Annotated in this window: 16 protein-coding genes and 2 pseudogenes; 6 read left to right on the top strand and 12 right to left on the bottom strand. The window is 48.7% G+C overall.

The features are described from left to right. Positions 1-611 precede the first annotated feature (611 nt). The 6 genes from C8024_RS05990 to C8024_RS05965 form a co-directional block, all read right to left on the bottom strand. Positions 612-1130 (bottom strand): HAMP domain-containing sensor histidine kinase, encoded by a 519-nt coding sequence (locus tag C8024_RS05990; RefSeq protein ID WP_173203474.1) that lies wholly within the window; start codon positions 1128-1130, stop codon positions 612-614. Between the two features lie 2 nt (positions 1131-1132). Next, positions 1133-1852 (bottom strand): HAMP domain-containing protein, encoded by a 720-nt coding sequence (locus tag C8024_RS05985; RefSeq protein WP_173203472.1) that lies wholly within the window; start codon positions 1850-1852, stop codon positions 1133-1135. Between the two features lie 152 nt (positions 1853-2004). Beyond that, a complete protein-coding gene (locus C8024_RS05980; protein WP_173203470.1) occupies positions 2005-2685 on the bottom strand; it encodes a response regulator transcription factor in 681 nt (226 codons plus the stop codon). A 78-nt stretch (positions 2686-2763) separates the two neighbouring features. Then, a complete protein-coding gene (locus tag C8024_RS21060; protein WP_173203468.1) occupies positions 2764-3150 on the bottom strand; it encodes a PDZ domain-containing protein in 387 nt (128 codons plus the stop codon). Then, entirely contained in the window at positions 3147-3896 is a 750-nt protein-coding gene (locus tag C8024_RS23030) for a S1C family serine protease (RefSeq protein WP_367947188.1), read from the bottom strand. The genes C8024_RS21060 and C8024_RS23030 overlap by 4 nt, the downstream gene beginning before the upstream one ends. Before the next feature lie 76 nt (positions 3897-3972). Continuing rightward, the gene (locus tag C8024_RS05965) at positions 3973-4266 is read right to left on the bottom strand and encodes a hypothetical protein (RefSeq protein WP_173203464.1); all 294 of its coding nucleotides are present in this window, start codon (positions 4264-4266) and stop codon (positions 3973-3975) included. 446 nt (positions 4267-4712) lie between these two features. Between C8024_RS05965 and C8024_RS23025 the strand changes: the two are divergent. After that, positions 4713-5304, top strand: a pseudogene (locus C8024_RS23025) (MarC family protein). A 218-nt stretch (positions 5305-5522) separates the two neighbouring features. Here C8024_RS23025 and C8024_RS05955 read toward each other — a convergent pair. The 6 genes from C8024_RS05955 to C8024_RS05930 form a co-directional block, all read right to left on the bottom strand. Then, the gene (locus C8024_RS05955; RefSeq protein WP_173203462.1) at positions 5523-5882 is read right to left on the bottom strand and encodes a hypothetical protein; all 360 of its coding nucleotides are present in this window, start codon (positions 5880-5882) and stop codon (positions 5523-5525) included. Continuing rightward, positions 5837-6157 (bottom strand): hypothetical protein, encoded by a 321-nt coding sequence (locus C8024_RS05950; protein WP_173203460.1) that lies wholly within the window; start codon positions 6155-6157, stop codon positions 5837-5839. The genes C8024_RS05955 and C8024_RS05950 overlap by 46 nt, the downstream gene beginning before the upstream one ends. Positions 6158-6223: 66 nt before the next feature. Then, entirely contained in the window at positions 6224-6628 is a 405-nt protein-coding gene (locus C8024_RS05945; RefSeq protein ID WP_173203459.1) for a DUF2147 domain-containing protein, read from the bottom strand. 42 nt (positions 6629-6670) lie between these two features. After that, on the bottom strand, positions 6671-7213 hold the full coding sequence (locus tag C8024_RS05940) for a thiamine pyrophosphate-dependent enzyme (protein ID WP_254305615.1): 543 nt from the start codon (positions 7211-7213) through the stop codon (positions 6671-6673). A 32-nt stretch (positions 7214-7245) separates the two neighbouring features. Continuing rightward, on the bottom strand, positions 7246-8415 hold the full coding sequence (locus C8024_RS05935) for a thiamine pyrophosphate-binding protein (protein ID WP_173203454.1): 1170 nt from the start codon (positions 8413-8415) through the stop codon (positions 7246-7248). Positions 8416-8571: 156 nt separating this feature from the next. Further along, positions 8572-10107: an FMN-binding glutamate synthase family protein gene (locus tag C8024_RS05930; protein WP_217272023.1), complete on the bottom strand. Its 1536-nt coding sequence runs from the start codon at positions 10105-10107 to the stop codon at positions 8572-8574. A gap of 139 nt (positions 10108-10246) precedes the next feature. Between C8024_RS05930 and C8024_RS05925 the strand changes: the two genes are divergently transcribed. From C8024_RS05925 to cyoD, 5 genes and pseudogenes are all read left to right on the top strand, one after another. After that, complete coding sequence (locus C8024_RS05925) at positions 10247-11224, top strand: ubiquinol oxidase subunit II (protein ID WP_173203452.1); 978 nt, start codon at positions 10247-10249, stop codon at positions 11222-11224. After that, complete coding sequence (locus tag C8024_RS23020) at positions 11221-11544, top strand: hypothetical protein (protein WP_367947181.1); 324 nt, start codon at positions 11221-11223, stop codon at positions 11542-11544. The genes C8024_RS05925 and C8024_RS23020 overlap by 4 nt, the downstream gene beginning before the upstream one ends. Beyond that, a pseudogene (locus C8024_RS05920) lies at positions 11438-12702 on the top strand (cbb3-type cytochrome c oxidase subunit I); the annotation flags it as partial. The gene C8024_RS23020 and the pseudogene C8024_RS05920, both read left to right, overlap by 107 nt. Continuing rightward, entirely contained in the window at positions 12682-13932 is a 1251-nt protein-coding gene (locus C8024_RS23015; RefSeq protein WP_367947187.1) for a cytochrome c oxidase subunit 3, read from the top strand. The pseudogene C8024_RS05920 and the gene C8024_RS23015, both read left to right, overlap by 21 nt. Then, positions 13925-14245 carry a cytochrome o ubiquinol oxidase subunit IV gene (gene cyoD / locus C8024_RS05910; RefSeq protein ID WP_173203450.1) on the top strand — a complete coding sequence of 107 codons (321 nt, stop codon included), beginning with the start codon at positions 13925-13927 and terminating at the stop codon, positions 14243-14245. Before C8024_RS23015 ends, cyoD begins: the two co-directional genes overlap by 8 nt. Positions 14246-14287: the final 42 nt, after the last annotated feature.

Here is a 14287-nt window from a genome sequence, read left to right as displayed (position 1 = left end):
ATGCAAGTTCTTTAGACTAAGGTATATGTTGATATCGTAATTTGGCATTTTGTTAGACGCTTTCTGGGTTCCTTGCTGATTTTTGCAATCGAACCTTTGTTCGCGAAAACGGGTTCATTTAAATTGACTGGCATCTAGCTTTCATTCTCTATCGGTTGATTGACGAATGTTTAAACAAGGCTTTTAGCGCTGGCTACAAAACCGGCGTATTTTTTTATGAATGGTCATTAATTTTTCTACGCGGAGCCAAGGTTGGAGAAGCGAGCTTGCAATCAATTCCGCTAACGACGGACGCGTGCGCGAGTTTCCCAAATCAGGCTGCTCCTGAGCACGGCGTAAAAACGCACGACAAGTTTTAAGAATCCGAAAAGTGCACATAGAACCACGATGCCTTCGAGCAGGACTGCCATTTCAGGGGCTGACAATCCTTTGGAAGGGAGGAGTGCCCTCAAAGACATCGTGGCTATGCTATGAAACGAATTTTAACCCAATGTTCGCGTCACTTTTTTCTTTTATGCGATTCATGATGACCATGAAGTGGGCCAACGGTTAAAAATTTGTAACAATTCTATGCGGACTGCATCGTTATCTGCAACCCAGATGAGTTGCGACTAACCGAAGTTATTGTCGGCATTTTTTAGGAATATTTCCACTTTCAATCCAGGAGCATTCTGCTTTAGCAGCAGACCGCCGCCGTGTAGTTTCGCAACCGCTTCCACCAATGATAGTCCCAGCCCTGAACCGCTTTCCTGCCTAGCGGGATCAAGTCTGCCAAATCGTTTTAACGCCTTAGCCATTTGTTCGTCTGGGATACCGCTACCATTATCGGAAACGATCAATATAAATCCATCATCGGTCGCTTCCGCATCTAGAACTATTTCGTCAGCCGTACTTGCATATTTCAGCGCGTTTTCGATCAAATTGCCCAGAGCTTGATTGATTAGCTCCCGATGGATTTCGGCGTTCAAATTTTTGGGAGCCCTAACAACGATTTCAACACCCTGTTCTTCAGCCAAAGGCCCGTATATTTCTGACAAATCAATTAGCAATTGAGATATTGAAACATTCTGGAACCGGTCTTTGCCGATCCCTGCCTCGGCCCGGCTTATCTGGAGCGCCGTAGATAGCATGCTCAGAAGATGTTCGGATTCGACCGATATTTTTCAAGTGTATCGACGGCATTTTCATCCGTTGTCTCAACCAGCGCTTGGTCGATAGTTGCTTTCAACCGGGTAACCGGCGACCGCAAATCATGAGCCAGTCCATCGGTCATTAGTCGAAGCTCTGATACAACAATTTCGAGCCTGTCAAGCATCTGGTTTATCCCGTTACTCAACTGATCAAATACACCATCATCTTTTCCGACTGGAAGTCTGCTTTTCATATCGCCACGCTCAATGGCTTTGGTGATTGAAGCAATTTTGGATAACCGCCTGTTGATCATTCGCGCCAGTAAGAAAGCGATAACGAGCGAAATGGGGATTGCGAGGATGATAGCTGTTATCATCGCATTTTGATTGATCCGGCTTAACTGTTGCCCGGCACTCAGCAAGTGCCCGGTCAACAAGCGCGCGCCACCTGGGAGCGAGGTTGTTGTAATACCCATTGGTTCGGATTTAGATGACCCAACACGGTAAAGATCTCTTACCACCCAGGATTCCGAAATCCGGCCAATTTCGTCGGAAAACGTCAAATTTCCGGCTATTGTTCTGCCATCTGGCAATATGAGCAAAATGACTGAATCTCGGTTTTGACTGAGCTGCAGCCGTTTTTCGATTTCAACCGCGAGGCGGTTTAGTCCTCCACTGCGATACTGCACTAACAAGCTATCGTGCAATTGCATGGCGAACATCCGCTGCTCGCTCTCCAATGTCCGCTGACTGGCGTTGTTAACATATAATAGCACGGCACCACTAAGAACCACCAACGCAAAAAAACTGCCATTATGAGACGATTGATCGTCGACCCAAAATAAGAGTTAAGCCTTGATATCATTTGCCAGCTCTAATTTGTACCAAGCCGGTATCCCGCCCCGCGAACGGTATGCAGCAGTTTGAAGTCAGCTTGATCATCAATTTTGCGCCTCAATCGACTAATATGCACATCAATCACATTTGTTCCCGGATCAAAATGATAGTCCCACACGCCTTCAAGCAGCATAGTGCGCGTAACTACCTGATCTTCGTGTCGCATTAGATACTCCAACAAACGAAACTCCCTCGGTTGCAATTCAATCTCATGATCCCCGCGTCTCACTTTTCGCGACAACAAATCAAGTTTCAAGTCTCCGCATTCAAGAATGGTTTCTGTCTTTTCGGCTCCACCTTTTCGGATCATCAGCATCAACCGAGCAAGCAATTCTGCAAACGCAAATGGTTTGGTCAGATAGTCATCGGATCCTGCCAGCAATCCTTCGACCCGGTCATCAGCCGTTCCAAGGGCTGACAAAATAATCACTGGCGTGTTGATATCTGCCGCTCGCACTGCCTTCAATACGGCCATTCCATCCATCTTTGGGAGCATCCGATCCAGCACTATAGCATCATAAGCGCCGCCGGATGCCATGAACAATCCGTCCTGGCCATTTGTGGACTGATCCACAGTATAACCTTCTTCGCCCAACCCTTTGGCAATATAGTCTGACGTCTTATGGTCGTCTTCGATGACTAGGATTTTGTAACTCATAACCAACCTTATCAGTTTTTTGAAGTTTGTCGAAAAACCCTACCTCCATGTTCATGGAGGTAGGGTCGGATCCATTGTCTATCCCAATTTGATGGTGATAAATTGTTTGGCACCTTGGCGATTAACCAACACAGGTACGATTTTCTTTCTGCTGTTCTTCAATGCAGTCACCAGGTCCGTAGGGCTGGTTACAAGTGCCTGATTGAACCGTTCAATTATATCTCCTGCTCGAATTCCTGCACGTTCCGCTGGCCCGTCATTCTCAACGCTTGTCACCATAACCCCTTGTTGATCAGAGACACCGCCCAATTCTGGTCTGGCATTGGCCAGCGGGGCAATGGTCACACCGAGCGTGGGAGAATTTCCGCTATCACCTGATGCATCGACAGATACCGGGCTATCAACTTTTCCAGCTAACCTTCTCGGCGCGAGGTTGACGTTTACATTCTTGCCGCCGCGGATCACCGATATTTTGTAGATTCACCAATTTCTGCAAACGCCGCCGCCTTACTCAAATCCCGAGCTGTCCGAATGGGAATCGAGTCAAATTTTGTTATAATGTCTCCAGGCTTCAGCTTTCCGAAAGATGGACTGCCCTTGCTAACGGCGGTAACAATGGCACCTTCCGATTTTGCCAGATCCATCGACGAAGCAATTGCGGGCGTGACATCCTGAATTCCAATACCCAAATAGCCTCTTGTGACGCGGCCATTTTTCTTCAACTGGCCAACTATCCGTTTGACGGTGTTGGAGGGGACCGCGAAGCCAATCCCGACCGACCCGCCACTTGGAGAATAGATCGCCGTGTTAATTCCAATGACTTGACCAGCGGCGTTCAATAGCGGGCCACCGGAATTGCCCTGATTAATCGGAGCGTCAGTTTGGATATAGTCGACATAATTGCTGTTCCCAAGCGACCTTCCCTTAGCCGACACGATGCCTGTAGTGACGGTTTGACCCACACCGTATGGATTGCCGATAGCGATCACAGTTTCTCCTGTGCGCAGTTGATTGGAGTCTGCCAGAGATAGCGGTTTTATGGACGGTTTTGCGGGGACTTTGAGAACTGCGATATCTGTTTCGGAATCGCCGCCTACAAGACTGGCTTCAACAACACTGCGATCGGAAAATTCGATCAAGAATCTGTTTCCATTTTCAACGACATGGTTGTTGGTCAGTATGTATCCATCGTTACTAATCAAAACCCTGATCCCAGAGCCTTGGATTTTTCACGGGGTACCGGTTGTTGACCGCTACCGCGACCCATAAATTGGCGCATCATATCTTCTAGAGAACCGCCTCCCCGGCCGGTGAAACCAAAGCTAGAGTTCGAGTTTTTTGTTCAACCGTAATCGAAACAACGGCAGGTTGCACCGCTTGAACAACATCAGCCACGCTACCAGATTTGGATTGCATCTTTATCGGTTGGAGCGAGGCTTGCTTGCCTGTGACGCTAGACATTTGCGATTCGATGTTCGAAGTATCCGTCGCATCAATTGAGGACAATCCCCATCCAGCCACACCAGCTATAGCGGTGGACGCAAAGAGAGCCAAATATCCGGGTTCGAATTTCCTGTTCATTGATAATCCTTTGACATTTTGTTATTCCGATTGTCCGGCTGACCGTCAGATAATGATCGACCGGAGATATGACCCCCATCTAAAGATTGGAACATTTCGGACATGTTTCGAGATTATGAACTATTTTTAATATTCGCCTTATTGGCTGAATACCTGACCTTGCAAGCCAACCTCTATCATCTGGAAATACTTTGTTGAGCTATACCAATTGCCAAGAAACCGATCGCGGAATAGCGTTACAGTTACAATTTGAAAAAGGGAGGCACAGATTCAAAGCAATGATCAATTGTTATGTACGGTTTGCTAAGATAACGGGCGATCCATTTCGTCTTTGACTATTATTCTATTCGTGAATTAGGTATATCAAATAACGGCTGCTAATCGGGAAAGGGGATACGGATGGATGAGGCAACGCTTGTAAAAGCCTTTGGCGCTTTTTTGCCATTATGAATCCGTTTATAAACTTGCCAATTTTCTTGGCACTTACTGCCGAGTTTACAGTTGGGCAACAGCGCGTTTTGGCGACAAAGATTGTCATCTTTTCAGCGATAATGTGCACTGTTATTCTATTGGCAGGTCAACAGATCATTAGTTTTTTGGCGTCACCGTTGATCAATTTCGTATAGCTGGTGGAGCGGTGCTGGCCCATATTGCGTGGTCTATGCTCAATGGTTCTGAGTCGACATCCCATCATGGTTCGAAGGCGGAAAAAGAGGATATGGCCAACCTTTCCGGCCTTGCATTTTATCCTATAACATTTCCTATGATTGTCGGACCCGGCACTATTGCAACGATCATTATCTATACGAGTCATTCGGGAAGTGGTGGCGCGATGGCACCGGTCGCGTTGGTGATTGCCGCGATACTGCTTCTGCTTTTCGCAGTGCTCTTTTTGCATCCTATTTCGGCAAGGTGTTGACTGAGACTATGCGCGTAATCATGACACGACTAATGGGCATGATATTACTCGCAATCGCGGTTGAAATGATAACCAATGGTATATTGGCTGTTATGCCTGGGCTTGCTGGCAATAGCTGAAACATTCCAGGCTGGAACCTAAGCCCAGCACATATCCTCAGCTGTACCAGGTTAAAATTCGGTGTTTTTACCGATGAATGTCATGTATTTCAAAACTACCACCTTTTGTCGCAACAGCTTTAAGAGTTGCTATGACATTTGCAGCACACAATGTCACAAACTATGGATTATGACTCCTCCAATTTAACAAATTCTGTTCCTTACCGATATAAGTTCGCCTATCGAAAGCGTTCCAGAAATGGATCTGGGTCAAAATCATGTAACGGAACGTCATTCGTGCCCCAATAACGTGTAATTGAGTGGGCATGTACATCCTCTCCGCCAAGAGAATTCAACAGTTCTATAATTTCCGCTTCTTGTGAGTCATCCTTAACTCTTACCCAAAGTAACAATCCGCCATCGATCAATTGCTTTTCCATATAATCCGCATGGTGCTTCCCGATAGCGTGGGCGATTAGTCCACCGATCCCCGCGCCGGCCGCAGCGCCGGCCGCGGCGATTAAAGCTGCAAAAGCAACGGTGCCACCGGTTGCTACGACTGCAATGCCTGCACCGGCGCCGCCGATATATGTCGGCAAACCAATGGCCGCCGCTTTGCCTTCCGCAACGTCGTGGCGAGAGGCAAATACGTTTGCGGAACGGAACCGTCTTCTTCTATTTGTGATAGGGAGGAGTAGTGATGCCCCAATTTCTTTTGAACAGCATCATGGCTGGCTATCATTGAGATATCTGCGCGGTCAATGCCGTGGTTTTCAACAGCTTCGACTGCATCCTCAAATTCTGTTGCATTTGTGAACCGGGATACAACTTCGCGAACTTCATACGTTTCGGTAGTTTCATCAGGCAGTGTCATGTTTATCTCCTTTGAAATAGTTTTGGTACGCAGCAAACGTTCTAGTTTTGAATTGTTCGACCAAATTTATATTTTGGACCATATCTCAGTTTTACAAAACGGGCCGAAACAACCTTCCATCTTAAGCACGCCATTTGGTTGCCGCTCTAGCGTGGCTCTGAAAGTTTCACCAATCTTTGGATCGTAGACCTGACCGTACATCCACTTCCCTTCCTCGGCCCTAAAGCCATACAGAACTTGCAAGCCGATCAAGCGACGACCGCGCAATGCTGGATCAGGATTGTGAACATCGCGGATTTCGTTGTTTGCATCGCCCGCGATCCAGGTAGTAACGCCGCAAGGTGTATTATTTCCGCAATCTGAAATTCGAATTTTCAGCTTGCCGCCCTCGAGCTCCCAATCACCATATACATCTTGAGCTGAAGTCTCGGCTTGGACAGGCGTAGCGAAGTAACAGCTAAAAGTGCACATCCCAATATCATTGATTTTAACATAAGATATTTCTCCTAAGGTTTAAATCTTCGCTTTAAGCTCCTTGACCCAATTATCCCATTGGACATGCTCGCCCTTGGTGAGCAGGATTCCCTCTTTTAGTTTTGACATACCAAAACCCCAAGCCATATCGGCCTGTATGCTTGGCGGCATAACCAGTTCGCCATCGGTCACGACAGCATCGATGATAAACGGTTTGGTGCTGGACTTGGCCTTGGCAATGGCTGCGGGAATGTCTTTGGCATGTTCAACGCGCACGCCGTCTCCGCCGCAAATCTTGGCAAATTCAGCGAAGTCGGGATTTATCAGATCAGTAGCAGCGGGATTCAACGCATAGCCCGCCACCTCCATTTCCATCTTCACAAAGCCAAGCGTAGAATTGTTGAACACAATCACTTTTATAGGCCAGTCATAGCGAACAGCTGAAAGAAAATCCTGCATCGCCATCGCGAACCCGCCATCGCCACAAAATGCCCAAACTTCACGGGTCGGATCAAGTGCAGAAGCCCCTAACGCCGATGGTAATCCCGATCCCAAGGACGAGTGGTTGAAGGAGCCGACCATACGCCGATCACCTTGCATTCGAGTCTGGCGCGCTACCCAGACTGTGCATTCGCCAATGTCCATCGCAAACACTGCATCATCTGCGGCTTGCTCGGAAATTTGACGCGCAAATATTTGTGGATGGAGAGGCTCCATCGCCCGGTCGACGCTGGCCTCCTTGTCCTGATGGACCAGCCACTTGCCGCATAATTTGACCTGACTATCAACGAACTTCTGGTCAGATTTTTGATCAATTTTGGCAATAGGAGATCGAGCGTCGCTTTCACATCTCCGAGTAATCCGGCAGCAATCGGCGCACGACGTCCAAGGTGCTTGATGCTGCGATCAACCTGAATGATCTTTGCTTTCTCTGGCAGGAACCATTCATAAGGAAAGTCCGTCCCGAGCATGATCAGCACATCGCAGTCGTTGACTGCATGATAGCCGCCGGGATTGCCAATTAATCCCGTCATTCCAACGACATTGGGATCGTCATAGTCGAAGATGTCCTTGCCTTTTAGGGTATGAGTGATCGGGGCGTGAAGACGCTTTGACAAAGCGATGACATCATCCTTGGCCTCGCGGCAACCAACGCCAGCAAAGATGGCAATTTTCTTTCCGTCATTGATGAGATCGGCTGCATGGTCAAGTTGTACAATTGGCGGGATCAAAGTGGACGGCGTTCTCACCAGCTCGTGAACCTGATGTAGGCTTGGAACTGCTTGTTCAGAGACATCAATGGGAAGCTCAATCCTAACAACTTCTCGATTCAATAGCGCGCGCTGCACCGCAATCTGTGCCAGGCGCGGTATCTGTTCTGGTGTATGGATGATCGCCTGATAACCGCAGACATCATCAAATATTTTCTCCAGATTGACTTCTTGATGATATCCTGTGCCACGTTCTTTATGGGCAACCTGACCGGTAATCGCTATCACACCGGCTCCTTCGCGCTTAGCGTTGTAAAGACCATTGATCAGGTGCAGCGCGCCAGGACCAACTGTTCCGGCGCAAATACCAATCCCACCAGTCAAATGAGACTGAGCATATGCAGCATAGGCTGCATTTTCTTCATGTCGCATACCTTTCCATTCAAACCGCTCGTCGTCGCGCATTGCTTCGAGAAATGGATTTAGGGCGTCACCAACTACACCGAAAATCTGCCGTCCACCGGCATTTGCAAGGATATCCAACAATACTTCGCACACATTTTTCTTGCTCATTATCTCGCTCCCATCTTAGTGGTTTCGGCTGTGATTAATTGCCACCAGCTTAAAATCGATCAGCCGAAGCACGAACCCAATCGTCAGCAAACTCAGGATGAATGTCCTGGCCCAGCAAACTACCTTGATCGAGATTGGGATAAAGCTGAGCGTAGCTTAGCTCTCGCTCGTTGCCGATCCGTCGCTTAATGCTTGCTGGTGTAAGCTCGCTTGCAGAAATGTGACCCATAGCGCCGAGCATTTCGGTGAAGCTTTGCATCGTGCGACGATGATAATTGGCAACTTGGTATTTGCGGAGCTCAACATTGACTGCCTTAGTGCGCAAGGGTCCTGCGTGGTGATCCCAGTCGGGCATTTATTGGTGTTACAAGCCAGCGCCTGAATACAGCCAATCGAAAATAGCATCGCCCGGGCAGAATTACACATATCTGCCCCGAGTGAGATCTTCTCGATCATATCAAATCCCGTTGCAACTTTACCACTGGATATCAGACGGATTTTGTCCCGTTTTCCAACGCCAATCAAACTGTTGCGGACGAACGTCAGCCCTTCATTTATCGGAACTCCAAATCGGTCAGAATATTCGACTGGCGCCGCTCCAGTTCCCCCTTCTGCACCGTCGACAGTAATGAAGTCCGGGAGAATACCAGTTTCTAGCATTGCTTTGCAGATAGCCAGAAACTCTGAGCGGTTGCCAATACAGAGCTTGAAACCAATCGGCTTGCCAGCCGTCTCCTCACGCAATTGCTGGACAAACTCTAGCAAGCCTGTCGGCGTAGTAAACGCAGTATGAGCAGGCGGAGAAATTACATCTTTATGTGGTTCCACTCCTCGGATTTGCGCAATTTCTTCATTCACTTTGGCTGCGGGTAAAACGCCGCCATGCGATGGCTTTGCCCCTTGAGAGAGCTTGATTTCAATCGCCTTCACATTGGGTTTGTTGGCATTTTCATTGAACTTAGCGGCGTCAAAATTGCCATCCTTATTGCGACACCCGAAATAACCTGTCCCGATCTGCCAGAAGACATCACCACCTTCCTGCAAATGATAGGGGCTAAGACCGCCCTCACCGGTATTATGTGCGAAATCACCGAGTTTTGCACCGGCATTAAGAGCCCGGATTGCATTTTTGCTTAGCGCGCCAAAGCTCATTGCGGATATATTGAGGCGCGAAGCAGAATATGGCTGCTTGCAAGCATCTCCCCCGAGCATCACCCGCCCTTCGGTCTCCGCCACCTGTTTCGGCGCGAGTGAATGATTGGCTCTTGCATAGCCAACATCCATAATATCGCTTTGCGTACCGAACGGCAGGGTGTCGTCGCCATCATTCGCGCGCGCTTCAATCAGATCGCGGGTGATCCGGTTAAATGGCCGTCCGCTTTCGTTGGTTTCAATAAAATATTGGCGAATTTCCGGGCTGATGAATTCTAGCATATACCGCAGATGTCCAATGACCGGATAATTGTGCAATACATTATGCTTAGCGATGGTCAGATCATATGTGCCGATCAGGATGAATGGAACCAGCAGCAGCAACAACCATAGGATTGGTGGCCATAGCAACTGCAGCAAAGCGATCGCCAAAATGCCACCAATGCTAACGATGAAAAAAAGGTACGGGCCATAGTAAACCTTATCTAGAATCGAAGTGCAGCTATGTAGGTCAGCATAGCCAAAAACTTTTGAAAGCATAGTTTGAGTGTTGACTTTTGCAAGATCAAACGGGATTATGGCAAGAGTTTAAGGAGTTTGAGCTGCCTGATTTTGCCAATGTGACGTAGGGTGCTATGCCAATATATGTTGCGTTCCAACCATGCGTGAGAGGACATCCATGATAGCAAAAACTGCTACCACCTTAACACTGCTGACAGTATATGCTCTCCTGGCTTTATACGGCTTTAGCGCCGATCCGGTTTACGCCCAGTCTGACAGCTTTATGGATCCGACCGGCCAGATTGCAGCGGACCAGAAATCGCATTTTATTCGAGTGACGGCGCTGACCATGATCGCAATTATCCCGGTGTTTGTTCTTTTGCCGGTGATTCTGATAAAATACCGGCGAAATCGAAGGGGGCCGGACTATAAACCCACTTGGGATTTTTCACTGCCACTGGAAATTACGATGTGGGGTGTGCCAGCGATATTGGTCGGTATCATGTCGTGGCATTTGTGGCATTCAACACACAATCTTGATCCCTATCGCCCGATTGAAAGTTCTAATCCGACGGTCAATGTGCAGGTCATCGGACTGGATTGGAAATGGCTGTTCATTTATCCTGACCTAGGCATCGCAACAGTCGGGGAAATGGCCATGCCGGTCGAACATCCGGTCGCGATGACGCTGACGTCAGACACGGTGATGCAATCTTTCATCATTTCGTCTTTGGCGGGACAGATATATGCCATGGCGGGTATGACCACAAAATTGCATGTAATGGCGGACCAGACCGGCGAATTTGAAGGCGAAAACCTGCAATATAACGGCACTGGCTTTGTCGATCAGAAGTTCAAAGCGCTATCGATGGAACCTGCTGAATTTGATGCATGGGTTGCCAAAGTTAAAGCGGAAGGAATTCCACTCAGCAAGGATGCTTATGCAAAACTGGCAGTGCGCGGTAGCACTGCTGAAGCACATGCGACGCTTGCAAATAATAAAGTCCCTGATGGCGTCGTCTATTTCACATTGCCGGATGCAAACTTGTTTCACAAGGTTGTGATGCGATACCATGATGGTAAACCCATAATTCGAAGCGAACAGCCAGGTACCAAGGAATTTAGTGCCTCTGTGAACGGGGAGGCAGCAAAATGACTTATCAGGACATCTTCGGGCGCTTAACGATCGACGCGCTGCCTTTCACAGCTTTTATAGAGTCCCCCAGCGTCAATGAAGCTGTTGCCAGTGCAGCTGCAAGCATCGTGGTTGTCGGCGCGGCGGCAGTTCTCTTCATCCTGACGCGTTACCGCCTGTGGGGGCCATTGTGGCGTGACTGGTTGACTAGTACCGATCACAAAAATTGGTATTATGTATATCGCTTTTGCGTTGGTGATGATGACGCGCGGCGTGATCGAAGGCGTTGTTATGCGCTCTCAGCAGGCCTTTGGTTTGAGTGGGGGCTTTCTCGAACCTGACCACTTTGCACAACTATTCAGCACACATGGCACGATCATGATCTTCTTCGTGGCCATGCCTTTTGTGGCCGGTCTGATCAACTATTTGCTCCCGCTACAAATAGGCTCTCGCGACGTCGCCTTCCCGGTAATGAACCAGATTAGTTTGGGGCTGACCGTGGCCAGCGGAATGATGCTAATGGTATCTCTGGTGGTCGGCGAGTTTGCAACTGGCGGATGGTCTGCTCTGCCGCCTCTCACCGGGGCAGTATTCAATCCGGGCGTCGGACCGGATTACTGGATATGGGCGATTGTCTTCTCTGGTACCGGCACGACGCTAACCGGGATAAACTTCATCGCGACGGTCTATAAAATGCGGGCGCCTGGCATGACTTTCATGCGCCTGCCATTGTTTAGCTGGACGGTCATCTGTTCGTCGCTGCTAATGATTTTTGCATTGCCACCGCTTAGCGTTGCAGCGATCCTTCTTGCGCTTGATCGCTATATGGATTTCCACTTTTTTACCAATGATCTGGGCGGGAATATGATGAATTTCCCGAACCTGTTCTGGCTTTTCGGTCACCCCGAAGTCTACCTGCTGGTGCTACCCGCTTACGGTATTTTCTCTGAAATTTTTTCCACTTTTTCAGCTAAGCGGCTTTATGGCTATCCCTCATTGGTGATCGCAACGATGAGCATTGCAGTCCTGTCTTTCACTGTCTGGCTGCACCATTTTTCACCATGGGGCAAAGTGCGCTGATCAATGCTGCTTTTGGTATTGCCTCGATGCTGATCGCTATTCCCACTGGCATAAAAGTCTATGACTGGATGGCGACCATGTATCGCGGAAGGGTGCGTTTCTCGGTTCCAATGCTCTATGGCATAGCGTTTATTATCTTGTTTGTGATCGGCGGACTGACCGGGGTGCAGCTGGCCAATCCACCGGTCGATTTTCAGGTTCACAACTCACTGTTTCTTGTTGCCCATTTTCACAATGTATTGATCCCAGGCGTGTTGTTTGGCCTGTTGGCAGGGTATAACTACTGGTTCCCAAAGGCCTTCGGTTTCCGCCTCAATGATCGTTGGGGTCGGCGATCTGTATATCTGTGGTTTGTCGGTTTCATTCTCACCTTTATGCCACTCTATGTGGTGGGATTAATGGGTATGCCCCGACGCTCCGTTAGCTATACTGATCCTGATTTCGTCCCCTATATGATTGTGGCGGCAATCGGGGCTATATGCATTTTAACTGCGCTGATCAGCGTTATAGTACAGCTAAAAGTTTCAATTACCGAACGCGATCAAAACCGCGTGCCTGCAGGTGACCCCTGGGACGCGCGCACACTGGAATGGTCTATTGCCGCGCCGCCGCCGGAATATAACTTCGCAATTATACCTCAGGTTCAGGAGCGGGATGATTTCGCTGATGCGAAAATTACCGGCCGCGCATACCAATCCAGCGAAGATGCCTATGAGGATATCACACTGCCCAAAAACACAGCGGTAGGCTTCATCGTCTGCGTGCTGAGCGGGATATGGATGTTCGCCGCCGTTTGGTGGATTTGGTGGCTCCTCGTTTTCACCACCACCGCCATCATACTAACTGTAATTTGGTGGTCCTTTGACATCGACAATGAGAGGGTAATTCCGGCAGATGAGGTCCGCAAGGATCATGAGGCTTGGCTCTCCTTGGTCCACAGCATCACGCCAGTAGACCGCGATCAGGAATATGCTCCTGCTAATCAGGCTATGCCAAGACCGAGTTGGAGGGCTAAGATGACACAGCCAGATATGCATCTCCACCCAGGCCTCAACCTGCTCCCACATCCGGAAATGGATGACGAAGAAACGGGAACCACCATTTTCGGGTTCTGGGTTTTTCTGATGAGCGATCTGGTCCTGTTCGGGGTCATGTTCGGGATCTACATCACAATGATCGGGGCAACTGCCGGGGGTCCTGGTCCAAAGGAATTGTTCAACTTTACATCACTGGGTTTGCAAACTGGCGTACTATTGTTGAGTTCGCTAACCGCAGGCATGGCGTCACTGGCACTCAAATATAATCTTGGCCTCAGCCGCTTGCGGTTTTGGTTGTTTATAACCTTGCTGCTCGGCCTGACTTTCCTCACACTTGAAGTGTTTGATTTCAAATCGATGATCGACCAGGGCGGCGGTCCAACGCGCAGTGGCTATCTGTCGGCCTTCTTTGGAATTGTCCCTCTCCACGGGCTGCATGTCTCAATGGGCTGCTTGTGGCTAGTTATACTGCTGCTTCAGATATCAAGGTTCGGATTGGTTACTAAAGTCAAAACGAGGTTGATACGTTTTGCACTATTTTGGCATTTCCTTGACTTGATCTGGGTAGGCATGTTCTCAATCGTTTATTTTGGAGGCTGGATCTATGGATAAACGTGCCCCTTATCATCGCGATTTGCGCACTTATTTGATCGGTTTCGCGCTCGCGATCTTGCTTACATCTTTGTCCTTCTGGGGCGCTCTCAAAGCAGGTTTGTCCCCCAGTAACACACTCCTACTCGTCGGTGTTTTAGGCCTCGCGCAACTGATCGTTCATTTGCGATTTTTCCTGCATATTGACCGTAGCCGCCAGAAGCGCGAAGACTTGGACCTGATATTGTTTACTACGCTGGTGATCCTGATCATTGTGCTAGGAACGGTATGGATTCTGGGCAATTTGGCGTCGCGTATGCATATGGCGATGTGATTATCGTGCTAGACGTATTTGGCGAAAATACATGATTTAAGA

It is taken from the genome of Sphingopyxis sp. BSNA05, from assembly GCF_013265645.1.
In the GTDB taxonomy this organism is placed as follows: Bacteria; Pseudomonadota; Alphaproteobacteria; order Sphingomonadales; family Sphingomonadaceae; genus Parasphingorhabdus.
Note: the sequence above shows the minus strand (reverse complement) of the source record. Positions and strands in the feature narration are given on the sequence as shown.